This is a genomic window from Paenibacillus sp. J22P169 (assembly GCF_059691995.1).
Window position 1 is genome coordinate 1 of record NZ_JCAUAO010000002.1, and the last position, 25,337, is coordinate 25,337.

At 45.3% G+C, this 25,337-nt stretch carries 20 protein-coding genes; all 20 read left to right on the plus strand.

All coding sequences use genetic code 11. The features are described from left to right. The coding region (locus AC58QG_RS14650; RefSeq protein ID WP_497362866.1) for an Ig-like domain-containing protein at positions 1 to 1,824 on the plus strand (1,824 nt) is incomplete at its 5' end. A 5-nt stretch (positions 1,825 to 1,829) separates the two neighbouring features. After that, entirely contained in the window at positions 1,830 to 2,090 is a 261-nt protein-coding gene (locus tag AC58QG_RS14655; RefSeq protein ID WP_497362867.1) for a hypothetical protein, read from the plus strand. A gap of 290 nt (positions 2,091 to 2,380) precedes the next feature. After that, positions 2,381 to 3,082: an RNA polymerase sporulation sigma factor SigK gene (gene sigK, locus AC58QG_RS14660; protein ID WP_497348859.1), complete on the plus strand. Its 702-nt coding sequence runs from the start codon at positions 2,381 to 2,383 to the stop codon at positions 3,080 to 3,082. Positions 3,083 to 3,139: 57 nt separating this feature from the next. Then, the gene (locus AC58QG_RS14665; RefSeq protein ID WP_497362868.1) at positions 3,140 to 3,811 is read left to right on the plus strand and encodes an ABC transporter ATP-binding protein; all 672 of its coding nucleotides are present in this window, start codon (positions 3,140 to 3,142) and stop codon (positions 3,809 to 3,811) included. Between the two features lie 249 nt (positions 3,812 to 4,060). Further along, complete coding sequence (locus AC58QG_RS14670) at positions 4,061 to 4,180, plus strand: hypothetical protein (protein ID WP_497362869.1); 120 nt, start codon at positions 4,061 to 4,063, stop codon at positions 4,178 to 4,180. Between the two features lie 408 nt (positions 4,181 to 4,588). After that, entirely contained in the window at positions 4,589 to 4,816 is a 228-nt protein-coding gene (locus tag AC58QG_RS14675; RefSeq protein WP_497362870.1) for a hypothetical protein, read from the plus strand. A gap of 61 nt (positions 4,817 to 4,877) precedes the next feature. Continuing rightward, positions 4,878 to 5,495 (plus strand): SGNH/GDSL hydrolase family protein, encoded by a 618-nt coding sequence (locus AC58QG_RS14680; protein ID WP_497362871.1) that lies wholly within the window; start codon positions 4,878 to 4,880, stop codon positions 5,493 to 5,495. Between the two features lie 845 nt (positions 5,496 to 6,340). Further along, on the plus strand, positions 6,341 to 8,632 hold the full coding sequence (locus AC58QG_RS14685) for a helix-turn-helix domain-containing protein (protein ID WP_497362872.1): 2,292 nt from the start codon (positions 6,341 to 6,343) through the stop codon (positions 8,630 to 8,632). A 168-nt stretch (positions 8,633 to 8,800) separates the two neighbouring features. After that, positions 8,801 to 9,760 carry an ABC transporter permease subunit gene (locus tag AC58QG_RS14690; RefSeq protein ID WP_497362873.1) on the plus strand — a complete coding sequence of 320 codons (960 nt, stop codon included), beginning with the start codon at positions 8,801 to 8,803 and terminating at the stop codon, positions 9,758 to 9,760. Between the two features lie 15 nt (positions 9,761 to 9,775). After that, positions 9,776 to 10,669, plus strand: coding sequence for a carbohydrate ABC transporter permease (locus AC58QG_RS14695; protein ID WP_497362874.1), 894 nt, complete (start codon positions 9,776 to 9,778; stop codon positions 10,667 to 10,669). A gap of 56 nt (positions 10,670 to 10,725) precedes the next feature. After that, positions 10,726 to 12,255, plus strand: coding sequence for an ABC transporter substrate-binding protein (locus tag AC58QG_RS14700; RefSeq protein ID WP_497362875.1), 1,530 nt, complete (start codon positions 10,726 to 10,728; stop codon positions 12,253 to 12,255). Between the two features lie 323 nt (positions 12,256 to 12,578). Then, positions 12,579 to 14,363 (plus strand): hypothetical protein, encoded by a 1,785-nt coding sequence (locus AC58QG_RS14705; protein WP_497362876.1) that lies wholly within the window; start codon positions 12,579 to 12,581, stop codon positions 14,361 to 14,363. Further along, positions 14,363 to 15,436, plus strand: coding sequence for a beta-galactosidase BglB (gene bglB / locus AC58QG_RS14710; RefSeq protein WP_497362877.1), 1,074 nt, complete (start codon positions 14,363 to 14,365; stop codon positions 15,434 to 15,436). Before AC58QG_RS14705 ends, bglB begins: the two co-directional genes overlap by 1 nt. A 54-nt stretch (positions 15,437 to 15,490) precedes the next feature. Continuing rightward, positions 15,491 to 17,422, plus strand: coding sequence for a DUF8769 domain-containing protein (locus tag AC58QG_RS14715; RefSeq protein ID WP_497362878.1), 1,932 nt, complete (start codon positions 15,491 to 15,493; stop codon positions 17,420 to 17,422). 37 nt (positions 17,423 to 17,459) lie between these two features. Beyond that, the gene (locus AC58QG_RS14720) at positions 17,460 to 18,068 is read left to right on the plus strand and encodes an SGNH/GDSL hydrolase family protein (protein ID WP_497362879.1); all 609 of its coding nucleotides are present in this window, start codon (positions 17,460 to 17,462) and stop codon (positions 18,066 to 18,068) included. A 370-nt stretch (positions 18,069 to 18,438) separates the two neighbouring features. Next, positions 18,439 to 20,190 (plus strand): sensor histidine kinase, encoded by a 1,752-nt coding sequence (locus AC58QG_RS14725; RefSeq protein ID WP_497362880.1) that lies wholly within the window; start codon positions 18,439 to 18,441, stop codon positions 20,188 to 20,190. Beyond that, positions 20,183 to 21,703, plus strand: coding sequence for a response regulator (locus AC58QG_RS14730; protein WP_497362881.1), 1,521 nt, complete (start codon positions 20,183 to 20,185; stop codon positions 21,701 to 21,703). The genes AC58QG_RS14725 and AC58QG_RS14730 overlap by 8 nt, the downstream gene beginning before the upstream one ends. Before the next feature lie 173 nt (positions 21,704 to 21,876). Beyond that, complete coding sequence (locus tag AC58QG_RS14735; protein ID WP_497362882.1) at positions 21,877 to 23,355, plus strand: ABC transporter substrate-binding protein; 1,479 nt, start codon at positions 21,877 to 21,879, stop codon at positions 23,353 to 23,355. Between the two features lie 75 nt (positions 23,356 to 23,430). After that, positions 23,431 to 24,369 (plus strand): ABC transporter permease, encoded by a 939-nt coding sequence (locus tag AC58QG_RS14740; protein WP_028553304.1) that lies wholly within the window; start codon positions 23,431 to 23,433, stop codon positions 24,367 to 24,369. A gap of 29 nt (positions 24,370 to 24,398) precedes the next feature. After that, the gene (locus tag AC58QG_RS14745) at positions 24,399 to 25,319 is read left to right on the plus strand and encodes a carbohydrate ABC transporter permease (protein ID WP_497362883.1); all 921 of its coding nucleotides are present in this window, start codon (positions 24,399 to 24,401) and stop codon (positions 25,317 to 25,319) included. Positions 25,320 to 25,337 lie beyond the last annotated feature (18 nt).

Here is a 25,337-nt window from a genome sequence, read left to right on the forward strand (position 1 = left end):
GGCATAGTGGGGACTATGAGCATTACGATTGCACCGGTACTGGTTACAAGTATTGAAGTGACGAGTGAAAACAATGTTAGCAGCATTCCAAATGGAAGTACGCTTCAAATGGGTGCGAAAGTATTACCAGGAGACGCAACGAATGCCTCCGTAACATGGAATGTAGATCAAGGTACAGGAAATGCAACGATTAACCAGCTTGGTTTACTGACGGGGACAGCGGTAGGGAACGTCACCGTCAAAGCCACAGCCAAAGACAATTCCGGCATAGTGGGAATGAAAAGCATCACAATCGCAGCGGTACCTGTAACAGAGATCATCGTGAAAAGTGCAAACAATGTTACAAGTATTACGTATGGTAGCCCACTGCAAATGACTGCATCAGTATCACCCGAGAACGCAACGAATGCTTCCGTAACATGGAGCGTAGAACAAGGTTCAGGAAGTGCAACGATTAACCAGCTGGGTTTACTGACGGGAACATCGGTTGGTAATGTCGTAGTCAAAGCCACAGCCAAAGATAATTCCGGTATTGTAGGAACGAAGAATTTTACAATCACAGCGATACCGGTCACTAGTATAGTTGTGACTGGAGCAGGCAATGCAACAACTTTAACCAATGGAAGCTCTCTGCAGATGAGCGCTTCTGTATGGCCAGAGAATGCAGCAAATACCGAGGTAACTTGGAGTGTGGTCACAAATACAGGTAGCGCTACGATAAACACGACGGGGTTATTAACAGCTACGCAAATCGGAACAGTCACGGTCATTGCAGCAGCAGTCGATGGATCAGGAACCAAAGGAAGCACGACAATATCGATTACAGCGATTCCGGTTAGTTACATTGAAGTTAAAGGAGCAGGCTACTTAACATCAGTAGTTGAAGGGAATACGCTGCAAATGATAGCAACTGTAGTACCTGGAAACGCGACTAACTCATCAGTGACATGGAGCGTGTATGACAATTCGGGTGCTGCAACCATAAGTGATTTTGGCGTGTTAACTGCAATTGAACCAGGTATAGTTACGGTTACTGCGGCAGCTACTGATGGTTCAGGTATAAAAGGCACCGCAGCTATCACAATTACACCGATACCAGAAGCACCAGTTATGACTACTAGTATCTCAGTAAAAGGAGCATCTAACAGAGATGCGATCGTTATAGGGGGTACGCTGCAAATGGAAGCATCCGTATTACCCTTGAATGTGACTAACTCTTCAGTGACATGGCATGTGTATGGAAACGAAAATGGGCATGCAGGAACAGCAACAATAAGCCAAAGTGGTTTGTTAACAGCAACTGGAATCGGAATGGTTACGGTTGAAGCAAGAGCAAATGACGGCTCAGGCGTTGTTGGGAAGAAAGTAGTCACGATCACGTCGGATGCGCCGCAGATTGAAGTAGGTCCGATTTCTACTCAAGTACAAGGTGGTGTACTTAAGTTAAGAGGGACAACCAATCTAAATGATTTGACGATTACAATTTTGGCCCCAGATGGCAGTGTTTTAACAACCTTAAATGATATTACAGTCACTAATGGAACATTCTCTGATTCGAGGTTTGTATTGCCAGAAAATACAGAAGCCGGCATGTATACACTTATCGCTAGCAAGGGAACCATTTCCACAGAAACAAGCTTTGCTGTCATTCTTAGTTCTACCTATGATTTACTGGATAGTGATGAGGATGGTCATATTCAAATTGATGAAATTGTCACTTTTATTCTTTCTGAAAATTCAACACGAGACTTCAATTTCGACGGTAGGATCGATCGGGAAGATATGACATTCATATTGAGTATGATATCGTCGATGAATGAGTAATTAGTTTGTTAGATAAGCCTCCTAATAAGGGGGCTTATTTTTTTATACACCCAGCTTTGTTAAAAGTCGTCGGCTGCCGCGGCGAGCAACTGATTCAAATTACAGTAACTGCCCAGGATGGCACGCAAAATGATTACGTCCTATCAATAAATTGTGAACTCATCGAGCTGATAGATGTAGATAATGACGATGAGCTCAGTATTATTGATTTAATTTTGACAATTAGACAGTGCTCTGAATCCTTAAGTATGGAACTTATAGAATAATTGCTGCAACAGATAGCTCAAAATTTTGTGGTACTTCGCAATTAGCGGTTTGGAAGGTAAGACACCCTTGGAGGTGTCTTTTTGTGTTGTGTTGGGTGCCAAGGTTATTCTGCAAAAGGTTGAATAAATCGAGTCAGGTCAACCCTCGAATGGAATTCGAATGTCATATTCAAGTAAGTTATTACGTACATGCACTTCTAGGCTTACACCCACATAGACTAATACTAATCTAAATAGCGGAGGCTACCGAAGCCAACATGCTCCGCAATACGCTCAAGGGGGTAGCTGGAATGCCAGGATTGTTTGGTACTATTGCCATGTTGATAAAGCAGCTCACATTGCTTGTGTCCTACGTCAAGAACAACGCGTTTCCACAACCACTCACCGAGGAAGAAGAAGAAAAGCATCTGCGGCAAATGGCTGAAGGTAATGAGCATTCCAGAAATAAGTTAATCGAACACAATTTAAGATTAGTTGCCCATATAGTAAAAAAATTCGACAACACAGGAGAAGATTTGGAAGATCTGATCTCCATCGGGACGATCGGTCTAATCAAAGCTATCGAATCCTTCTCCCCAAACAAAGGGACAAAGCTGGCGACATTTGCTGCACGTTGTATTGAGAATGAGATCCTGATGCATCTGCGCTCCTTGAAGAAAACGCGGAAAGATGTGTCCTTGCATGACCCGATCGGAACGGACAAAGAGGGGAATGAAATTACGCTCATCGACATACTCGGCAGTGAGGCGGATGATGTGGTGGATGCGGTTCAACTGAAAATCGAAAAGTCCAAAATTTACAGAAATCTGGAAATTTTGGACGACCGTGAGAAAGAAGTCGTAGTCGGAAGGTTCGGGTTGGAGCTGGGTGGCGAAGAGAGGACGCAGCGGGAGATTGCGAAGGAGTTGGGTATTTCGCGTTCGTATGTGTCGCGGATTGAGAAACGTGCGTTAATGAAGCTTTATCATGAATTTTATAAGGCGAAGCGGTAAAAGGGAATTGAATCGCAGACTTCATTTATTTGGCATCAAATAATGGAGGCGAAGACAATGACAGCCTTAATTCAGATTGAGAATGTGAGTAAATTTTATCACATGGGCGGCGAGACCATACGGGCGTTGGATGACATTTCGCTGGATATCGCGCATGGTGAGTATGTTGCTATTATGGGACCGTCGGGATCCGGGAAATCCACGTTGATGAACATCATCGGGTGTTTGGATGTGTCGGACGAAGGGGGCTACACCCTTGATGGGGAGCAGATTCACTCGTTGAAGGACTCACAGCTGGCAGAGATACGGAATCGGAAGATCGGGTTTGTTTTCCAGAGTTTTAATCTGCTACCGAGATTGAGTGCATATGAGAATGTGGAGCTTCCGCTGATTTATAGGGGAATGACGAGGAAGCAACGGGAGCCGCTGGTCATGCAAGCGCTGGAAGCGGTGGATTTGCTGGATCGAAGGAAGCACATGCCTTCGGAGTTGTCCGGCGGGCAGCAGCAGCGCGTAGCAATTGCGCGAACGTTGGCGGGCGATCCGCCGATCATTCTGGCAGATGAGCCGACGGGGGCGCTAGATTCGAAGACGGGCGCGGAGATTATGGAAATTTTCACACGGTTGAATGATCAAGGGCGGACGATTATTGTGATTACGCATGACCGGCAGGTTGCAGAGCAGGCGAAGCGGGTTGTGAGGTTTCGGGATGGGCGGTTGGTGCATTGAGTTCGGATTGAAAAGATATCAAAATTCGTTCTTACTTTGTAAAACCCGTGCAAAATAGTGCGGGTTTATTTTGTTATGTATGTATTCCACTAAAAATTGGAATATAAAAAGCTGCAAAAGGGGGAAATAACCGAAACTTTCCATTCAAAGAAGAGAGGGAACTCAAATGAAAGTAGATCCATCTCTAAACGTTAACGAAAAGTCTCAGCCGAGCTGCTGCTTGCGACGGAGCTCAGCATCACCGAGATTATGGAGAGAACCGGCTTCAACAATGAAAGCAGCTTCTATAAACTGTTTAAACGCAGGTTCGGCACCACTACTAAAGCCTATCGCGTAGATATAGACATCATGAACAAGCGGGAGAAATGACACTCAGACGGTGTTGTTTCTCTTTTTTTGTGATTATGGATAGTTTTCTTTAAATCGTACAGTCGTTAAAACAAGAAAATGGAATTGAATAGTTGTGCGATTGGGCGCAAGGCGAGACAATCAATTTGCACATCTTGAGAAAATGAAGAAGGTTTCAATCCGTGCACTCGTCAGTTCGCTGCTGATATTGCGGATAAATGGAAATGTTGCAAACATAACATTGACAAAGGCATTCAAAATGAAACGTGATCATCGGTGAGTTGAGCTTGTACGGTCAATAAGTACCCAACGTAGTAGAAATACAGGCAGCAGACCAATCAGGACTGGTGCCTGTATTAATTTATAAGGCCTATTCTGGCGAAAATTCGGCGTTTGGGAAAAGAAACATATATTCATGAGGTGGAAAATATGTCATTTGAAATTGTTCCAAGATGGGAAGAGAGGTTGAGTCAATGCGACTTATTTTGGAATCAACTGCCAAAGTCGTGGGGAGAAGGAGCTCTTACAGGAAACGGACTGCTCGGGGCTAATATCTATTCGCGGTCGGATATGGGGATTTCTTGGCATATCGGACGAACAGATGTATATCAAAAAGTCGAAGATCGAGGGGCGGACGGTAAGTATCTAGCCTTCTAACAACAGAAGGAGTCTATACACGGATAGAATTGGATATCAAGAAAGGGGAAGAGATCGTTATATGGTGACACAATTGGAACGTTTTGAATGGTGTGAACATTGGTGGGAACAAGCTGATAACCATGATCTGAAGAGAGTTTTATTAGTAGGAGATTCGATTACAAAGGGCTATCGGTCTTATGTGAATGAGCTTCTCCAAAACCAAACATATGTTGAAATGGTGGCCACTTCAAAAGCAATGGATAATCCGTCTCTACTGAAAGAGATTGACTATATGATCCAGCATCGGGAAGACTTTCATTACGACGTTATCCATATTAACAATGGCTTACATGGCTGGCATTTATCAGCATGCCAATATGAAGATTATTTTAACAAATTGATTCGTCATGTCCTCGAGATCGCGCAATCCACTACATTCATTATTGCGAATTCGACCCCAATGACGGAAGCTGGAAATCCAACAGTGATTGAAGCGCAATTAAATGGGCAGGTTGAGGACAGAAATAAGGTTGTTAAGCGAATTGCCGAACAATATAACCTTTCTATGAATGATTTATATACACCGATGTATGGAAGAAGCGAATACCGGGTGGCAGATGGGTATCATTACAACGAGGAAGGGAAGAAGGCTCAGGCTGAGATTGTAGCAAAAGCAATCAAAGATTGTTTATCGTAATAGTCTTGAACGAAGTTCCAAAGCAATTCCATCATTGGGTTCCATACTGCATCCATCCTCTAGCGGAAGGCAGCCTAGCCAAGACCAATATTTGGAAGAAAATGAACAAGAGCTTGCAATTACTAACGGTGAACTGTATGTAATGATCGGTGCAATTAAGACTCTTTGAGTGATGATCTTATAGCCGCGGTCAATGAAAATGAGTGGAAGAGCAATATCATTGTGAACGCAGAGGGAATTGATAGCTATTATCGGTTCCCTTTGCGTTTATTTATCCTGCACCTTAGTCAGTCAAATCAAATTGATTTGGAGGTAATAGGATGTTAGTGAACAATGGAAATAGGCAAAAAAGTGTTATCGCAGTTGTTCTCGCTAAGTTGATTGTGTCAGCAGCGTATGCACTGAAGGAGCTGGAACCTCTTTGCTTCATAGGTACACAAAAATACGAACATCCGATACAATTATGTTCATGACCTTATGAATGTTTTGAACGATGGAACAATTGGGAAATTGCGTACATGAAGTCCGGCGCGGCTTGGTATGATAAGGATGTCACTTATACGGCGGGCACCTGGTATACCTTAAAGTGATGACGAAAACGCTTTAAATTCTTAGTGGATTAAGGATTTCTGTTTGTTCAGCAAGCCCTAATTAAGTGTATTTTATTTGTGCCTATCTCGAGAAATATGTCCCATTACGGTCAGGCGTTGACGAACTTGATGCTGACAGAGTGTGTGAGAATTTTGTAGCCATGTGCATTGCCATGATTGTATAATGAAACTCAACAATTCTGCCCTGTATGCTGGCGAGCTAGTACATGATGGGTTAAGGGGAGAATGCATGACATGTTTAGGTGGAGTATCAGCCGGACGTTCGTTAACATCGTAGTATTGCTTTCACTGCTGCTCCTGGTCGTGCTAGGGGGGTTCTCCATAACGGCATTCAAAAGTTTTGAAGGCATCGTTAAGCAGCGGACCTATGATGAGAACAGCAAGGAGCTACGCATTATCAGTAATACCATCAAGCGAATGAATGAAGATGTGAAAGCGTTCACGTTCCGTCAGCTAGACGATCCTGCTCTCGCAGCATTATTTGAGAAGAAGAAACTCGATTACTTCGAAATGTTTGGGTACATGGAGTTAATCAGAAAATCGTTTGAAATTAATCCTATCTTTCACTCGGATACGCTCTACAGCGGAACCACCGGAAATTACTATTCAACGCTTGGTTCAATGGTATATAAGGATTCTTTCTTTGTAAACGCGATTCAAAACTTCAGGAACACATCAGTGTTGACACCGATACCCAGAGTGCTTCCTCTAGAGGCTTATAACACTAGCGCCACGGTGTTTACGTATTTTTATTTTCAAACCGACAGTGACAACAAATTATCCAAAGCGCTCGGCGTAAATATTGACGCGGCTTGGTTATGCGACACGTTAAGCAAGCTTAAAGGTCAGAATAATAAAGCTTACATTATTGATAAAACGAGCCGAACATTTATTGACGATTCCCAGCAAATTCGCAATCTGGACGTGCTCAACACCGAGCTAGTTCACAAAATTATGGAGACGAATCAAGAAGCGGGCAGCTTTGAGACGGGAGCGAAGAAGGATCAAAAAATCATCACCTATCTCTGGATGCCCGAAACCAACTGGGTACTGGTGGTAGAAGAATCCAATGAGTTTCTGTACCAATCGCTGCAATTCGTGCGGAAAGTCGTGTTGCAGATTACGCTGGGTATAGCGCTTTTTGCTCTCGCTGCAGCAGGCTTCATCGCTTATCGCATCTATCTCCCCTTCGGACGAGTGTTTCGCGAAGTCATCGGTCCTAGGGGCAAAAACGAGAATAAGGGACCGCTCATCGACGAGGTCAAGCTTCTTTCGGATGTGTTTCAAAAAAATAAAGGCTTGCTGAACGACTATAACAGCTATAAACAGTCAGCGGACACAATTTTGCTGGAAAACTACATTAAAGCTGTGTTGATGGAGAATAACTCCATTGCTAATCAGCTGACTGGCGAATTTTCTTCTGTGTTCGGCAATATGCTTGATCGCAAAATGATGCTTACTCTGCTGAAGATTGATCGGCGGGAGCAGTTCGAGACCATGGACCCCGACCGGAAAAAGGCTTATCGGTTTATTATGATGAATGTAGCCGAGGAGGTTCTTGATTCGGGCCAAACGGCAAAGGCCATCTATATCGGGGAAGGGCAGTTTATTTTGCTTGTCTTCCTCCCAGATGGAAAGCCCGACATCGGATGGGAAGAGAAGATTAGATTACTTCAAAACACAGTGAAAGGGTATACCGGCATTACTCTCTCCGCCTTCCTCGGCGGGTATGTGCAAGGTGTGGAAGCGCTCATTCATTCGTACCGAACGGCTTCACTTTTGCTGAAATATAGCGTGATCTACAGCCGTGAAGCGATTCTGGATCCTGCTGTTTTGGATCTTCATGAGCAAATGACGGTTACCTATGACGAGAAGCTGGAAGAACGAATCTTGGAGTCGATTCGCGCAGGAGACGGGGATGAAGCCAAATCACTGTTCGATCAGTTCATTGAAGTGTCGTCCAAAGGAGATATCGAAAGCTTCATGCTGTCCATGACCCGCTTTTCATTGGCGCTGGGCAAGGCGTTCGATATTCTAAACAAAACGAGAATTGAGAAAATTCCAATCTCCATGAAAGATTTTTACATGCGGATGGCTGCTTTTGAATCCATCGATGATCTCAAGAGCAAATTTTATGAGGATATCATGAAAATTGCGGATCAGAAACCGCTTGTGGAGACGCGGCACGATGCCTTGGTTGAATCGATTAAACGCTACGTTCAGGATCATTTTACAGAAGATCTGAGCCTGAAAGGCATCGCGGTAGAGTTCAAGCTGTCCCAAGGCTATCTGGGCACCATCTTTAAGGAATCGGTCGGTTGGTCTGTCATGGACTTTATTCATAATGTTCGGCTGGACAAGTCAGCCGAGTTGCTGCTTGCGACGGAGCTCAGCATCACCGAGATTATGGAGAGAACCGGATTCAACAATGAAAGCAGCTTTTATAAACTGTTTAAACGCAGGTTCGGCACCACGCCTAAAGCCTATCGCGTAGACATAGAAATCATGAACAAACTGGAGAAATGACACTCAAAAGGTGTTGTTTTTCTTTTTTTTGTGGAAATAGACAGTTTTCTTTAAATCGTACAGTCGTCAAAACAAGAATATGGAATTGAACAGTAGTAGGATTGAGCACGAGACGAGATAATCAATTTGCAGAGAAACAGCATAGAAGACGAGGAGGAGGTGTAACAAATGAAAACGACCACAATATCCAAAACGGTGCCGAGTGTGAAAAAGGTGTCTCGTAAAAGTGCCCTGAGAAAAAATGTAGACTTTACATTGTTAGCGCTTCCAGCATTGATACTTCTAATTATTTTTAATTTTGTACCGATGCCTGGTGCTGTGCTTGCTTTTAAAAACTACAATTTTGTCGATGGTATTTTTGGCAGCCCCTGGGTCGGACTTAAAAACTTTACGTTTATTTTTTCAACGTCCGATGCCTTGCTGGCACTCAAAAACACGCTTATCTATAACGCCGTTTTTATTATTACGGGAATTGGCGGAAGTGTCCTGCTGGCGATTCTGTTAAATGAAGTACTAAGCAGGAAAATCTTGAAAGTGTATCAAACCGCCATATTTTTGCCGTATTTTCTTTCTTGGACAATTGTTACTTATATTGTGGTTGCCCTGCTGGATAACAGCAAAGGGCTAGTGAACATCATTTTGCATGAGTTGGGATTCTCGGGAGTGGAATGGTATTTTGAGCCGCAATACTGGTTCTGGATTCATGTTGTTTTACACTTTTGGAAAACGATGGGCTATGCCGTGCTGCTGAATTACGCTTACATCTTATCTATAGATCCCGCGTATTATGAAGCGGCTTCCATCGACGGAGCGAGCAGGTTTCAGATGGCGATGAAAATTACAATTCCGGCTTTGCGGCCCATTATTCTGATTAATTTACTAGGTGCGTTGGGGCGAATTTTCAATGCGGATTTCGGGCAGTTCTTCCTGGTACCTTTGGAATCACCATCGCTGCTGAATGTCTCGTCAGTTCTGGATACCTATGTATACAGCGCGTTGCGCGGGGCGGCAGATTTAGGAATGGGCGCTGCAGCAGGTTTATTTCAATCGATCGCCGGATTCGCACTTGTATTAGGCGCCAACTTTTTCATCCGGTACAGATATGGCCGGGACAGGGCCATGTTCTAGAAAGGGGAAAAGAGAATGAAAACAGCAGTAAAAAAGCGTGGACTACGCCTAAACAACTGGATTACACACATCGTATTTACACTGCTGGCGTTAAGTTGCATCATACCAATGCTGCTAGTGGTGGTGATCTCCGTCAGCGATGCGAAAAGTATAGTGGAACACGGGTACAGTCTGTTCCCAAGCATCTGGAGTTCAGCCGCATTTCGATTTATTTTCCAATCGCCTAAGCTTATTCTTAACTCCTATGGCACGACGTTGTTCGTCACGGTTGTCGGAACTGTTGTAGGATTGCTGTTAACAGCGATGATTGCTTATGCACTTTCGCGTAAGGAGTATAAACTTGCTGGCGTAATCGGCTTTCTGGTATTCTTCTCGATGCTGTTCAATGCGGGATTGATTCCAAGTTATATTGTTTATACTAAATATTATTTTCTTAAGGACACCTACTGGATACTCATTCTTCCAGGTCTCATCTCCGCATGGAATATCATCCTGCTGCGTACATTTTTCTTCGATTTGCCGCAGGAAGTGCTGGAGTCGGCGAGTATCGACGGATGCAGTGAGATGCGCATTTTCTGGCAAATTGTTCTCCCCATGTCCAAGCCGGCGCTCGCAACAATTGGCTTGATGATGACGCTTGGCTACTGGAACGAGTGGACTCGTTCGATGATCTACATTGACACAGAGAGCAAATTTATGCTGCAGTTTATGTTGTATAAAATTTTGCAAAATGCCGAAATCATGATGAAAGACGCACAAAATGGGTTAAGCCTCGGGTCTCAAGAATTCCCTTCCGACAGCGCGAAAATGGCGATGGCCGTCATTGCAGCGGGTCCGATGATGTTCGTATTTCCTTTTTTTCAAAAATATTTTGTCAGAGGCATTACAGCTGGAGCAGTCAAAGGGTAATATGAACAGTTTGATCTCGTAAATCGATATCATAAAAAACAGGGGAGTTGTTCAGGATGAAGATGTTGAAAACACTGACGATGATGACAGTAGTAATGGTAGCAGCAACTAGCTTGGTGGGTTGTGCAAAGGATAGTAATAGTGAAGCGACGACTACGCCGTCTTCGTCTACTAAAGTTGCAGCGACGTCGACTGCAGCAGCTCTAGCGCCGGTTAAGCTCAAGTGGGTGCTTCGCATTCCAGCGCAAAAAGAAGGAGAAGCGGTATTAGCCGAGGTTAACAAGATTTTGAAAGAAAAGATTAATGCCACGCTTGATATTCAGTTTATTGAAGCTGCAGCTTATCTGGAGAAGACGAAGTTGATGATTGCTGCGGGTGAGGAATTCGATCTGATGTTCACTGCCGCAGGTTACCAGTTTTATGATAATGTTGCCAAAGGCGCCTTCCTACCGATGGACGAATTGCTGACGAAATATGCGCCGAAAGCGTATGCCCAAATTCCACCTAGCTTCTGGAACGCGATGAAAGTCAACAATAAAGTGTACGGATTCCCTAACTATCAAATCGCAGCTCGTCAGTCTGCCTTTAATTTTAGGAAAGATATCGCCGATAAATATAGCATCGACGTCAACGCGATTAAGAAAATGGAAGATCTGGAGCCAGCTTTCGCCAAAATGAAGGCCGGCGAAGGCGCAGACAAATTCATTTTTAACCCTGGAAATTCTCTTCCGACTATTGATGTCATGAATTATATGAAATTGGAAACGTTAGGCTCAGATGCATCACCAGGAGCGATTGAAGCAGTTGGTTCCGATTATAAAGTCATCAATCAATTCGAACATCCGGCGTTCGTGAACTTCGTGAAATTGATGAAAAACTGGTCGGAGAAGGGCTATATCAATAAAGATCTGGCTTTGGTGAAAGACCCAACTGAGCTTTCCAAAAGCGGCAAAATTCTTTCCTCCGGTCTCGGTACGTATAAACCTGGCGTAGAAGCTGAAAATAAAGCTCGCTACAATTACGAAGCAGTGTTTGGGACTATGACGGATCCTTTAGTTACCACAGGTTCCGTAACTGGCACGATGCAGGCGATCAGCCGCACGTCCAAAAATCCGGACCGGGCTATGATGTTCCTGGAGTTGATGAACACCGACAAGCAGCTGTACAACATGGTCCTTTATGGTCTTGAAGGCAAGAACTACAAGAAAACAGGAGATAATTCAATCGAAGTGATTCCAGATTCCGGATACGCGACGAACGTGGCCTGGATGCTGGGTAACCAGTTGAATGCTTATCTGTTGCCAGGTGTTGCAGCGGATATTCCACAAAAGACAGATCAACTAAACAAAAGCGCGAAGGCTTCCAGAATTATGGGCTTCTCCTTCGATGCAGAGCCAGTCAAAGCAGAGCTTGCACAGGCTAAAACCGTTACAGATAAATATCTCCTCGGCTTGGCTTACGGCATGATGGATGTAGACAGTACACTGGCTACGATGAATAAAGAGCTGAAAGCGGCAGGCATGGATAAAATCATTGCTGAGAAGCAGAAGCAAATTGACGCTTGGGTAGCGGCAAATAAGAAGTAAGCAAAGCAAACAATTTAAATAATAAAATCAACTAAGCGGCCTTTGTCCTGAATTCCATTGGACGGAGGCCGTTTACAAAATGACGGAAACACTTTGTTCATAGGTAAAGTATCTTCATGGTCACTGGCATTGAAACGTTTGATACAGTAGTTCAGCAACGGCAAACCGGATAGAAGTCTTATGACTTCTATCCACTTTTTTGCGCCACGTATGGCGAGTCAGATATGTCATAGGGATGTGCTGCCAAGATCTCTCGCTTAAAAATGGTTACCAGATGCAGTAGGAAGCAATTATTAACAGGATTGGAGAGGAGAAACCTAAACATGAACATCCTAACAGATCAGGTTTGGCGGGAAATGTGGGAGCAGTATGGCAGCAAACTGAAGGTAGAGGACGGTCTAGTGAACACTGGTAAGCCGGGACATACGGCTGAAGCTTCCAAGGCCCAAGAAGCGCATTGCGGTAGAACAACTGCAGCTCATTATGTTGTTGGTACAGCTTTAGGCGTGCTGGATGAGAATCAAGGTTTGCAAATTCTTCAAGCACTTGCAGAATTGCAATTTACGGATAAGCAGAGTACGCATTATGGAGCCTTCCGCTGGTATCGGGAAGAGACGCGGGTCAACGATTCGAATGCAGCTTTCTTTATTCTCATGCCGCTTGTTGTGCTAAGGCTTTACTTGGAAGAACGTGTGCCTGCGGCTCATCGGGAGCTTCTGGATCAAATGATGGATCACGGCGCTGCCTGGTTTGAGCATGAGCTAAAGGATCCGATTTTCTATTATACGAATAAAATCGTGAGCGACGGCGCGCTGTTGCTGGCGATTGCGCGAATTCGTCGCTTGCCACATTGCGTTCAAGCAGGCGTAGCTTTCTTCGAGCAATGGCTCGATTACACGCAACGAAGAGGATGGGGCTGGGGAGAGAACATCAGCCTAATTTATATTCAGATCACCTTAAATGCATTGCGAATTGCAAGTGTTTCATTGCAAGTTGATAACCGCGAGTTGCAGGAGAGAATTCAATCCGTGATGGAAGGCTTAGTGAATTATGTTCGTTTTCATGAGGGGTTCGAATTTGTTCCTGCGATCCGTAGTTATAATACGCAAGGTGAGCTGCATCCGAGCAGTCTAATGTGGAGGATCGCCGGGCTAGGAATGCGATCCTCGATGGAAGCGGAGACAGGCGGAAGTCTATGGAACGGTTTGTCTTATCTGCTGTTTGAGGAGGAGCTGCAGAAAGAGAGCGAGGTCTCGAAGATGCCGATCCCACGAACCCATGCAGAACGAATCATGGATTCGAGCTGTGCAAACACCTGGATCGGCGTTACAGGGCGACTTGGTAGTGTTGATCGATTCCCGGTCATCGCCGGATCCTATCAATGGCCAACTTGGGGCCTGGCTTGGCAATCGTATCCAGTATCGCTGGCGGTGGAAGGTCACCAGGTTTCTTATCTGCGCTGGAATGCGCATGACGGTGAACGTGTAAGAACGCATCCGGCGGATTACCAGACAGCGTATTTAGGTCCAGCGTTGTTCAAGGAATCGTGGTACCCAGATACCCAGCTCAGGTCGGCTCAGCAGAACCATGCGGTATTGGTTGTGCGCAGCATGAGCCGAATTCATAACGAAGTAAGCGAGCTTGCCGATGAGTGGATTGTGCATCGCTGGACAGGTGAAGTACACACGGTTGCTGGTGCTGATGGACGGCAATGGACGATCCTTCAATATCCGCATTCGGCCGTATTGATTGCACCGCTGCAGGGTATTGCATATAGCGAAACTGCTCGCCAAGTACCTGATCTTCATCCTGTTGTGGACGGCGATACGCTTCGATTAAGACAGATGCTCTATGCAGGAGAAACGAAGCTGCTGCAACAGTCAAGGTTGGAAGCAGGCTGGGTGATTTATTATGCGGAAGGTATAAGCAACTTAAATGAAGCAACGGCAGTTGCAGAGCGATTAAGCCTTGTAGAGGCTTCCTATAAAGACGGAGAAGTTCCACGAGAAAGTTACATGGAGATCAGAAGTGCAGCATTGTTTGAAGGAGACACGAAACTGGCAGAGCTGGTTGTCGATCCCCATAAAATAGAAAGCGGTGAAGCTTAATGCATACAACAATTGAACTTAACAAAATGGAAACGCACGCAATTATTGAGAAAGTTATTGGGCAGCTCAAGCATTTACAAGGTGGTGCTGTGGAAGAAACGTGCCCGATCGGCATTATTTCGATGGAGAACTGGGAGTGGCCGCAGGGTGTAGGTTTATTCTCGCTCTATTTATACTATCGCAAGACAGCCAGACAAGATATCAAGCAGTATTTGATCGACTGGTTTGATCGCAGAATTGCCGAAGGATTGCCTTCCAAAAATGTAAATACCATGTGTCCGATGCTGACTTTAAGCTTTCTAGCTGAGGAGACGCAGCGTGCCGACTACATGGCGCTTTGCCGTGAATGGGCTGAGTATGTAGTGAAGGATATGCCGAGGACAGAAGAAGGCGGTATCCAACACGTCGTTTCGGGTCAATTAAATGAAGGCGAAGTGTGGGATGACACGCTGTACATGACCGTCTTGTTCGTTTGCCGTATGGGGCTGCTGCTGAATGAGCAATCTTTTATCGACGAAAGTGTATATCAATTCCTGATGCATCTCAAATATTTGACCGACCGCCGCACAGGACTGCTATTCCACGGTTGGACCTTTAATGGCCGTCATCACTTTGCCGAAGCGCTATGGGCGCGCGGTAATTCCTGGTACACGGCTGGGCTCGTCGATTATTTGGAAATGGTGGAGCTTCCGAAGCCAGTGGAGCGCTTGCTTCTCTCCGCGTTGGAGCAGCAAGCGGCGAAGCTTGCCGAGTTGCAAGCTGCCGACGGCATGTGGCACACGCTTCTCGACGATCCGAACTCCTATACGGAAACATCGGCCACGGCTGCTTTTGCCTACGGCATCTTGAAGGCGGTAAGAAAGGGCTACCTGCCTGAGTCCTACAGAGAAGTCGGCTCCAAAGCGTATGCCGCTGTCGTATCTCAAATTGATGCGGAAGGCGTCGTGAACGGCGTTTCCTACGGCACAGGAATGGGGCGCACGCTTCAGGAATATCGCGACATTCCAATTTGCCCGATGCCTTACGGCCAATCCATGACGCTGCTCATGCTGACTGAGGGATTGGAACATTAAAGCAGATGTTAATTCCGCGCTTGTGTCTGTTAATGGATAGAGGAAGGTGTATACATGGCAAAGGCATATTATGACTTACAAGGACAAAAGGAGAGAGCAGACCAGATCCTAGGTCTGCTCGTCCACTATCATTTGCACGATTTCAATGCGGAAGGCCAGTATAATGGCATGGAGCCAATCGCTGGAATCAGGGAGAAATTATGGTTTGCGTACGCATTTCTGGCTGAGGGATCGGAGCGCGCTTGCCTGATCGGAAACGCCATTATTGAGTTAAGCCAATATCAACACTGCCATTTTGCTCCTAAGATCGCGATACAAATTGTTATGAAATACGATTGGATGCTAACCGACGGAGCAAGAAGTAGGCTGTACGCATATGTGGAGGAATCCATCGACGAATGCGCCTTGGAAGAGATGGACTTTGTTGGCGTCAATGACAATTTTCCTTGTATGAGCACCTTCACGACGCTGCTTGGCGGCAAGCTTCTTTCGCGACCTGATATGATCGAAATTGGCATCAAACGCTTGCATCAATTAAAACAAATGCTTACTCGCAGGGGCTTTGTCAGCGAATTTAACAGCCCTACCTATACGGTGATTCAGCTTGAAACATTGGCGGATATCGCAAATTTAGTGGACGATGCGGAGTTAAGAGAAATTGCCTTGCAATGCGAGGAACGCATCTGGGCCGATCAATTCGCCCGCTGGCATCCCTCTACTTCTCAAATAGCAGGACCCTATTCTCGTGCTTATACGGCTGATTCCACGGGACATACGCAGCAAGCAGCGATCTATACGGTGCTTGGCGATCTGATGCCTGTCAATCCTTACAATACATTATTTGCTTCCAAAGATGGCGTGGAGGGATTCGAGATCCATCATAATATGGCGTTTCAACATATGGCTGTTGCAAGTATTGTGAATACGGCCTTCCATTGCCCGGTAGAGATTGTTGAACATGCGTTGAACAAGACTTATCCATACGAAGTTACGGGCACAGTGGAATTCTCTTCCTCTTCGGATGAACACGCATGGGAATCTCCTCAGGACCCGGTATTAGCGGATGACATGGTCGAATATCCAGCAGGTGTTGGCAGCAATACGACCTATATGACGGAAGATTACGCGCTGGGTACATCGACGCATGAGTTTCATAACGGGGTGCAAACCGACTCTTTTCACTTGCTGCTGCGCCGTAATCCTCATGCACAGCCTTCGCTGCGCAATGCCCGAGCGGTATACGCCAAGTTTACCGTGAATGAGAAAAAGCCCGGCCAGACGAATACGTATGAACGGATGTCGTGCACTTCGCCGGAGTATTCGTTGTGGGATGAAGGACGGAAGCTGGCTTTCCAGCACAAGCAGACAGCTATGGTGCTTTATAAGCCTAAGCGATTTGGCCGATTGCAGGTGACGAGCCTGAAGCTGACCGTCCTTATGCCATGCCCCTACAGCGAGCCTGATGAAATCTGGCTAGGCGATCGGAAGCTGGAAGAGTTGACGGGAGAAAGTCTGGAGCCTTGTCCGGTCTATGTCAAAGACGGCGCCGTATTTATGGCATTTCATCCGCTGCTGCTTACCAATCATGGCAGACAGGCGGCCGTCCGTGTAGAACGAGTGAACGGTTATCTGGCGTTGTCCTTCTATAATTACGAGGGCGACGCCCGGGATTTTGATCCGAAAACATTCGTGTTAACGGGTAACGGTTTCGTCGTTCAAGTTTCGAGCGAAGACGAGTCTGGGGGCTTTGAAGCGTTTCGTGAGAGGGCTAGTCAAGCGCAGATTGAAGATAAAAACTTGTCAAGCCCGCATTCTCGTCGTACAGTGCTGAGACGTACAACGTATCAGTCAGAAGGCATAACACTTGCTTGTGAATATAGCCCGATCAGCGAAGGAATCCGCTATATGGAGGTGAATGGGCAGGTGCTAGCGAATGAGAAGCTTGCCATTACCGGGTATGATGTGAGCCGACTGCCGTTGATGTAATCGGTTGAAAAATTCGTAGAACAAAGGAGTTTTATACATGCATGCTTTGAAGACGATTGCTAATCTTGAAGCTGGCAAAAGCCAGTGTATCGTCACATATGGAACGAGCTTGACTGATGGATCAGCCTGGGTGGAGGATTTGATTGCTCAGCTACAGGAACGATATCCTGGACTTGCTACAGTCATCAACAGCGCGAAAGCCGCCATGTGGTCACAGTGGGCGATCGACAACTTGTCGGAAAAGGTGCTCGCTTATAAGCCCGATTTGGTTTTTATCGAATTTGCCATCAACGACGCTTATTTGCCGTATGAAACGACTATTGATCAATGTAGAACCCGTTTGGAATCTATGATTAACCAAATTCTTGAAATTAATTCTACCAGCGAAATCGTACTAATGACCATGAATCCTCCTGTAGGAGTTTCGCTGGATTCAAGACCAATTTTTAATGATTACTACGATGTATACCGTTTGGTTGCCAAGGAACGGAGTTTGCCTTTGATCGATCATTATGAACAATGGAATGCGATTTTACAGCACAATCCTGAACAGTTTCATCAATGGGTACCGGATAGCATCCATCCGATTCCCGAGGGCAGCCTGGCCGTGACGGCAAAAGGGGTCCGCGAATTGTTATTCAAGTAGATAGCATAACTTTAGTTAAGCAAGACATGAACAAAGGAGCCATGCACATTTGCGGGCTCCTTTGTTCATTTTCGTTACAATTGCTTTTTCCTGAATTGGCCTGGCGTCATCCTTGTTATTTTCTTAAATGCATTAGAGAAATGAGACACATCAGGTCCGCTAACGGGGAGTCACGGATCGAGAAGAGAGCGCTCGGAAATAAAGATCTTTTAGGTTTCTGTGCGAGTGGGACGAAATTCATCAGCTCGAGATTTTTATGCTATAATGAACCCGATTAACAGCAGGAGATGATAACTGGATGGTGTTGCGCAAGATATATCGGAATTATTTACGAAATAATTTGTTTATGAGGCTGCTGCTCCTCTTTTCGATGATTACAGTTTTAACGATTATTTCGTTTTCTTATTTTATGTATTATTCGATGTCTCAAGCAGCAATTAATAGAGAGTTGGATATACAGAAGAAAGCGCTGACGAGCGTTAACAATTATTTGGGAGGAAATTATGATTCAGCCCAGTCGATCCTGTTTGGCCTCTATCGGGATAGTTCGCTAGCCTCGGGTGTATCTTTTATGCTGCAACATCCTTTTCAAGAATATGTGCAACACAGTTTGGAGCAGTATAATTTAGGCGGCAAAAGCATGTGGAATGATGGGCTGCAATATTTTAAAAATCAGGTGGAAGACAACAAAGATATTAGTAATTTGCTGTTATACAGCGAGGATCAGCAGACTTTATATGCGCTGGGGCAAAATGGGCAGATGAAACTCGTTCCCACCAATCGCGCACGCTCTTATATCCCGGATGTGATGGCTCTCGAAAGCAAGAGTGTGGAACTGCCAAATATTTGGGTGCGTGAAGCGATCGGACAATGGGATCAAAATCTTTATGCGATTCGAACGCCAATCACGGATAAGTTAACGCTGAAGACGATTGGCCAGCAGGTCGTTTATTTTAGTTCTGATGGGATTTGGAAGATTTTGCAGAACGATAAGGACGAGCTGAAAGGGATGATTCTTGTCTTGGCCCCGGACGGCGGTGTGCTGTTCGATTCTTCGAATCAATACGTTGGGAAGATCTATCCACATATGGATCAAATCAATGCGATGTATGAGAATGGTGGTTCCAGCCAAGGCGACTATGTGACGAAGCTTACGCAAAGCAAGGGGAATTTCAGCACGGTCAGCATCATCCCCCGCAAAGAGCTGGATGCTTCCTCGAAGAAAATCGGCAGTACGATTTTCCTTATCAGTGCGATATGTATCTTTTTCGCTATCCTGATTCCGTTCCTGGTTGTGATGAGTGTCGCCAAGCGGACCAATCAAATCATCCGATTCACGCGAAAGGTGAAGCAAGGCGATCTTAGTGTACGGATACCCGATGTGCGGGAGGATGAGATCGGGCAAATATCCCGGAGCTTTAACGAGATGATTGAGGAATTGAACCTCTATATTGATCGGGTGTATAAAGCAAACATTAAGCAAAAACAGACGGAGCTGACGGCACTGCAAGCTAGGGTGAATCCTCATTTCCTCTACAATACGCTGGAAGTGATTCGGATGCGGGCAATTTCGCAAGGCGCACATGACGTTGGGGAAATGATCTACAGCTTATCGGCGCTGTTCCGAAGTTTTGTCCAACAGAAGAAAATCTATACGCTCAAACATGAGTTGGAAGCCTGTCGTCTGTATCTGGAACTATTTCAAATTCGATATAAGGATAAATTTACGTATTCCATGGATTGGGATCGACGGCTCGGGTCTGTGCGCGTGATGAAAATGTCGCTGCAACCGATCATTGAGAATTACATTGTGCATGGTTTGCGAAGCGAAAGCTCGGATAATCAGCTTCACATCCGGGTGAAGCAGGTAGAGGCGTTTCTACATGTGCAGATTGAAGACAACGGCAACGGAATTTCGCCCCAGCGGCTCAATGAATTGACTTTATTTCTGCAACATGAGGAATTGGAAGGGGAGTCTTTTGGATTGCGAAGCATCAATCAACGGCTTAAACTGCTGTACGGCAGTGAATACGGCTTGAAATTACATAGCCAACCAGGCCAAGGAACGACTATTGATATCTGGTTGCCGATGGACGGTGGAGTGGAGGTGGACGATGTTTAGGGTCTTTCTTGCGGACGATGAACCTTTCATTATCGAAGGGTTGTATGACATTATTGATTGGGCGGAAGTCGGATTGGAAATTGTAGGGCATGCCAGCAATGGACAGAAGGCTTTGGACGCTTTGCAGGAAACATCCGTCGATATTTTGGTGACAGACATCTCCATGCCGATTATGAATGGGCTGGATTTGATACGGCACGCAAGATCGGTTCACCCGGAACTGAAAGTGATCGTGCTCAGTGGATTCGATGAGTTTTCATATTTGAAAGAGGGCATGCAACTAGGCATCGAAAATTACTTGCTCAAGCCTATTAACATCCAAGAACTCAAAGCGTCGCTGCAAAATACCGTAGAGAAGCTGAATAGCATGAACGAGACACAGTTGGTTCAGGCATACAGCAAGCAAATTTTGAAGGACAACACGCTGCATCGTTGGTTGACGCAACAGATTGCACCACTGGAGTTCCATGAGCGTGCAGAAATTCTAGGCATCAACTTAGCAAGCGCCTATATGGTCGCAGCCGTTCTGCGAATGCCTGTTGATGCAGATAAGGGCTTGGAATTTATCGCTGGCTGGCTGGATGCCTACGAATGGGTGACAGTTTTCCGCGATATGGACGGAGATATCCTGCTGCTTGCCTTCATGGATCACATTGAAGAGGGCAAAAAAGAACTGATATCCTTGCTTCATCAGCTTCATACCGCGCTTCAAGACCAATCGGTTCGCATCTCGATAGGGACCGTGGGTCACCTGCCGGATGGAGTCGCACAAAGCTATGAAGCCGCCAAAAAAGCACAGGAATATTTCTGGATATATCCTGAGCTGCCTGTGATTGATTATCAGGAGTTGGCTATGCATCAAGACAATCCCAAGGTGGATTTCTCGATCATTGATTGGCCGGCTTATGCGAAGCTTATTATTGCCAAAGATATAGAAAACCTTCGTGCTTGCATTCATAGCGACTTCAAGCGAATTCAAGCCTTGCCGGGAATTACGCCGCGCGATTTTCAGAATATTGCCTTTGAGATGGTCATTCATTTCAAGTTGGAAATCAAAGCAATCCGCCATACCGAAGAACTGGAGGCGTATCATCTTGCCTTTGACCGGATTCGCGAGGCTGTCGCGCTGGAAGAGCTGGAAGCTGCCATCCTGGAGATTGCCGAGACGACAATTGGCTTTTTGATTTCGGACGTTCGAAGTCCGATTGTGCAGCAGGTGTTGAAGTATGTTCAACAGTCCTATGCGGAGGAGCTCTCGCTCAAAATGCTGGGTGCTCACTACCACATCCACCCTGTTTACTTAGGACAATTGTTTCAGAAAGAAATTAATGAGACATTTACGGAGTATATGAACCGTTTCCGAGTTGAGAAGGCGAAAGAACTACTCAAGACAACGCATGCGAAGGTTCATCAGATTGCCAAAGAGGTAGGTTACTCCGAATTGGGTTATTTTTATAAACAATTCAAAAAATATGTCGGGATCTCGCCAACGGATTATCGTGGATTGCTCTAGGGAAACTTAGAAGCAGTCTTTTTTTGTGTGAAAATGCTTTGGTAGCGTTTTTTTCTTTATTTTAGACAGGGTTCATTTAGTTTATCGTCTATTTGTAATTGCTTTCATGGAGTACTGTAAATATAGCCCCTACGGGCGTAGAAAACGAGTATTCACCAGGGAGGACTCAAAAAATGAGAAAAATGAAAAAAAACTTGGTCACTACACTAGGATTAACGTTAGCTGTTTCCTTGACGCTTAGCGCTTGTGGCAGCAAAGATGCCGACGATGCGAAAGGGAATGCGGCAGCGAATAAACCCGTTGAATTAATTTGGTATACAATCGGAACGCCACAGAAAGATGTGGATCGCGTTATGGCTGAAGTCAGCAAGTATACCGCGGAGAAAATTGGTGTTACGGTGAAGATGAATATGACGGATTGGGGCGATTATGCTCAAAAAATGCAAGTTATGACCGCTTCTGGCACACCTATGGACATTATGTTCACGTCTTCATGGGCATTTGATTATGTGCAAAATGCGCGTAAAGGCGCATTCAAGCCGATTGACGAGCTGCTGCAAAAAAATGGACAAGGCATAGTCAAAGCATTGGACCCTGCTTTCCTTAACGGCTCCAAAGTAGATGGACATAATTACGGTGTTCCAGCTAATAAAGAGCTGCCAGCACAAGACGTATGGCGTTTCAACAAAACCCTGGCTGATAAATATAACCTTAGTCTGGATAACGTGAAATCACTGGAAAGCTTAGAGCCGCTGCTTTCAGTGATTAAAGCCAAAGAGCCGAACACTTACGGATTGGCTGTTGATAAAAACTATATGCCGTATGTGCCATATGACTACATCATTGAGAAAATGCCAATGGCTGTTAGCGTAGACAATAAAGATTTGAAAGTCGTTAATATTCTAGATACACCGGAAATGAAACAAGCTTTGAAAACAATGAATAAATATTACAAAGCCGGCTACATCCCAACGGAAGCGTCCACACTGACATCATTGAATGATGTACAAGTGACTGGCAAGTGGTTCTCCGATAAAGCGACAAATCAACCTTTCGCGGACAACCTTTGGTCAGCAAGCTATGGATACCCAGTTGTATCCAAACCAGCAAGCCCTGCTTTAATTTATAACTGGTCCGTTATGGGATCCATGCAAGCAATCTCGGCCAACTCCAAATATCCGGAAAAAGCGATGGAATTCCTGAACTTACTCAACACAGATCCTGTACTTCGCAACATGGTCGATTCCGGTATTGAAGGCGAACACTACAAAAAAGTCGGCAATGACAAAATGGAAAACCAACCGGCATCCAAAAACTATGATATGCCTACGTTCTCCCTTGGTAATGTACTTTTGACATACAAAGATGTGAAAGATCCTGAGAACAAATGGGAAGAGTTCAAGAAATTTAACGATACAGGCGTACCTGCTCCGCTGCTTGGCTTTAACTTCGATCCAACTAAAGTCATCAACGAAATCGCCGCTGTACAGAACGTGAAAGAAGAGTTCTGGGCAACACTGATGACGGGTACCGTTGATCCGGATAAATACATTCCACTTGCAAACGAGAAATTCAAAGCAGCAGGACTGGATAAAATTATGACGGAAGCACAAAGTCAAATTGACGCTTGGAAAACAGCTAACAAAAAATAGAGACAAGTTTAAGGATGAGGTGAATGTTCTGCATTCACCTGATCTTTGTCTTGTTATCAGCGAAGGGGTGATTGTATGAACAGAATAGGAACTTTTTTCAAAGATGTTAAACAAAGCAGAGTGCTGCTGCTCATGGCATTACCGGCAACGCTTTGGTTCCTGTTCTTCTCGTATTTACCGATGGCAGGCATGGTCATTGCTTTCAAGCAGTACCGTTACAGCCGTGATGGTTTTTGGGCAAGTATTGTGGAGAGCAAGTGGGTTGGCTTACAGAACTTTAAATTTCTTTTTAGTACGAACGACGCTTATATCATTACGCGCAACACGCTGCTATACAATATTGTGTTCATTATTGCAGGTCTGGTGCTGTCTGTTGGACTCGCCATTGTGTTATCTGAAATTACGAATAAAAAGCTTGCTAAGCTTTATCAAACAGGTATGTTCATGCCCTATTTCTTATCTTGGGTCATCGTCGGCTATTTCGTATTCAGTTTCCTAAGTGTGGATAAAGGAATGCTTAATCATATACTTCCCTGGTTTGGTGTGGATCCGATTCGTTGGTACAACGACAAGACGTATTGGCCGCTTATCATTATTCTCGTTTACCTCTGGAAATCAGTCGGTTACAGCTCTGTTGTGTATTTGGCGGCGATCATGGGGATCGATAAATCGCTATATGAAGCAGCCATGATTGACGGTGCGAGCAAATGGCAGCAGATCCGCAACATTACCTTCCCGATGTTAAAACCGTTAATGACGATTCTGACGCTGCTGGCGATCGGACGAATTTTTTATGCAGACTTTGGCTTGTTCCTGCAAGTGCCTAGAGATTCGGGGACGTTATACTCCGTAACCAATGTTATCGATACGTACGTATACCGCGGCCTTAAATCTACGGGAGAAATCGGGATGAGTACAGCGGCTGGTTTGTATCAGTCCGTGATCGGCTTTATTCTCGTGATGACTTCGAACTATGTCGTTAGAAAATTTGATAAAGATAATGCACTCTTTTAATCTAGCATTGCGGAAAGGAGGAACTGGTTATGAATGCTGTCAAACCGATGAAAAAACAAGACTTTCATAAATTACCGCCACTTTTGAATATGTTCGCTCATTTGGCCGCGGGTCTTTTTACCATTGCATGTGTGTTCCCGTTTCTATTTGTGACGATTATTTCATTCACCGATGAGAAATCTCTGAATACGAACGGATACCGCATCATCCCGGAAAAATGGAGCCTGGAAGCGTACCGTTATCTCTTCAAAGCAGGCGATCAATTGCTGATGTCCTATGGGGTCACAATCCTTGTGACGGTCGTAGGTACGCTTGTCAGCTTGATTCTGACCGCTACGTTCGCCTACGCGATTTCCCGAAAAAGCTTTAAATTCCGTAATTTCTTCGGTTTTTTCGCCTTTTTTACGATGCTTTTCAACGGTGGACTTGTGCCGACTTATATTGTCATGACACAATTGCTCGGGCTCAAGGACTCCCTGTGGGCTTTGGTTCTGCCATTAGCGGGCAACGCTTTCTATATCATGATTATGCGTACTTTCTTTAGTACATCCGTACCGGATGCCATTATTGAATCGGGCAAAATGGACGGAGCCGGCGAATTCGGCATCTTCGTCAAGCTCGTGCTGCCGCTGTCCCTGCCAGGGCTGGCGACGATCGGGTTATTCAGTACCTTGGGGTACTGGAATGATTGGTTCAATGCACTGCTGTACATCGACACGCCGAACTTGGTGCCGCTGCAATCGATGTTGATGCGGATTGAGAACAGCATGCAGTTCCTGCTCCAGAACACGAGCAACCCGTCGGTTGGCATAGGCTTGCTGCAATCGCTGCCGCAGGATACTTCGCGGATGGCTATGGTTGTGCTTGCGACTGGACCGATTATATTCGCATATCCGTTCTTCCAGCGTTATTTTATACAAGGCTTGACGATCGGTGCTGTAAAAGAGTAGTGCTGTAACCAACTTCGT

Coding starts and splice junctions, on each gene's coding strand:
- sigK (WP_497348859.1), top strand. CDS start 2,381: ATGCCAGGATTGTTTGGTACTATTGCCATGTTGATAAAGCAGCTCACA.
- AC58QG_RS14665 (WP_497362868.1), top strand. CDS start 3,140: ATGACAGCCTTAATTCAGATTGAGAATGTGAGTAAATTTTATCACATG.
- AC58QG_RS14670 (WP_497362869.1), top strand. CDS start 4,061: ATGGAGAGAACCGGCTTCAACAATGAAAGCAGCTTCTATAAACTGTTT.
- AC58QG_RS14675 (WP_497362870.1), top strand. CDS start 4,589: ATGTCATTTGAAATTGTTCCAAGATGGGAAGAGAGGTTGAGTCAATGC.
- AC58QG_RS14680 (WP_497362871.1), top strand. CDS start 4,878: ATGGTGACACAATTGGAACGTTTTGAATGGTGTGAACATTGGTGGGAA.
- AC58QG_RS14685 (WP_497362872.1), top strand. CDS start 6,341: ATGTTTAGGTGGAGTATCAGCCGGACGTTCGTTAACATCGTAGTATTG.
- AC58QG_RS14690 (WP_497362873.1), top strand. CDS start 8,801: ATGAAAACGACCACAATATCCAAAACGGTGCCGAGTGTGAAAAAGGTG.
- AC58QG_RS14695 (WP_497362874.1), top strand. CDS start 9,776: ATGAAAACAGCAGTAAAAAAGCGTGGACTACGCCTAAACAACTGGATT.
- AC58QG_RS14700 (WP_497362875.1), top strand. CDS start 10,726: ATGAAGATGTTGAAAACACTGACGATGATGACAGTAGTAATGGTAGCA.
- AC58QG_RS14705 (WP_497362876.1), top strand. CDS start 12,579: ATGAACATCCTAACAGATCAGGTTTGGCGGGAAATGTGGGAGCAGTAT.
- bglB (WP_497362877.1), top strand. CDS start 14,363: ATGCATACAACAATTGAACTTAACAAAATGGAAACGCACGCAATTATT.
- AC58QG_RS14715 (WP_497362878.1), top strand. CDS start 15,491: ATGGCAAAGGCATATTATGACTTACAAGGACAAAAGGAGAGAGCAGAC.
- AC58QG_RS14720 (WP_497362879.1), top strand. CDS start 17,460: ATGCATGCTTTGAAGACGATTGCTAATCTTGAAGCTGGCAAAAGCCAG.
- AC58QG_RS14725 (WP_497362880.1), top strand. CDS start 18,439: ATGATTACAGTTTTAACGATTATTTCGTTTTCTTATTTTATGTATTAT.
- AC58QG_RS14730 (WP_497362881.1), top strand. CDS start 20,183: ATGTTTAGGGTCTTTCTTGCGGACGATGAACCTTTCATTATCGAAGGG.
- AC58QG_RS14735 (WP_497362882.1), top strand. CDS start 21,877: ATGAGAAAAATGAAAAAAAACTTGGTCACTACACTAGGATTAACGTTA.
- AC58QG_RS14740 (WP_028553304.1), top strand. CDS start 23,431: ATGAACAGAATAGGAACTTTTTTCAAAGATGTTAAACAAAGCAGAGTG.
- AC58QG_RS14745 (WP_497362883.1), top strand. CDS start 24,399: ATGAATGCTGTCAAACCGATGAAAAAACAAGACTTTCATAAATTACCG.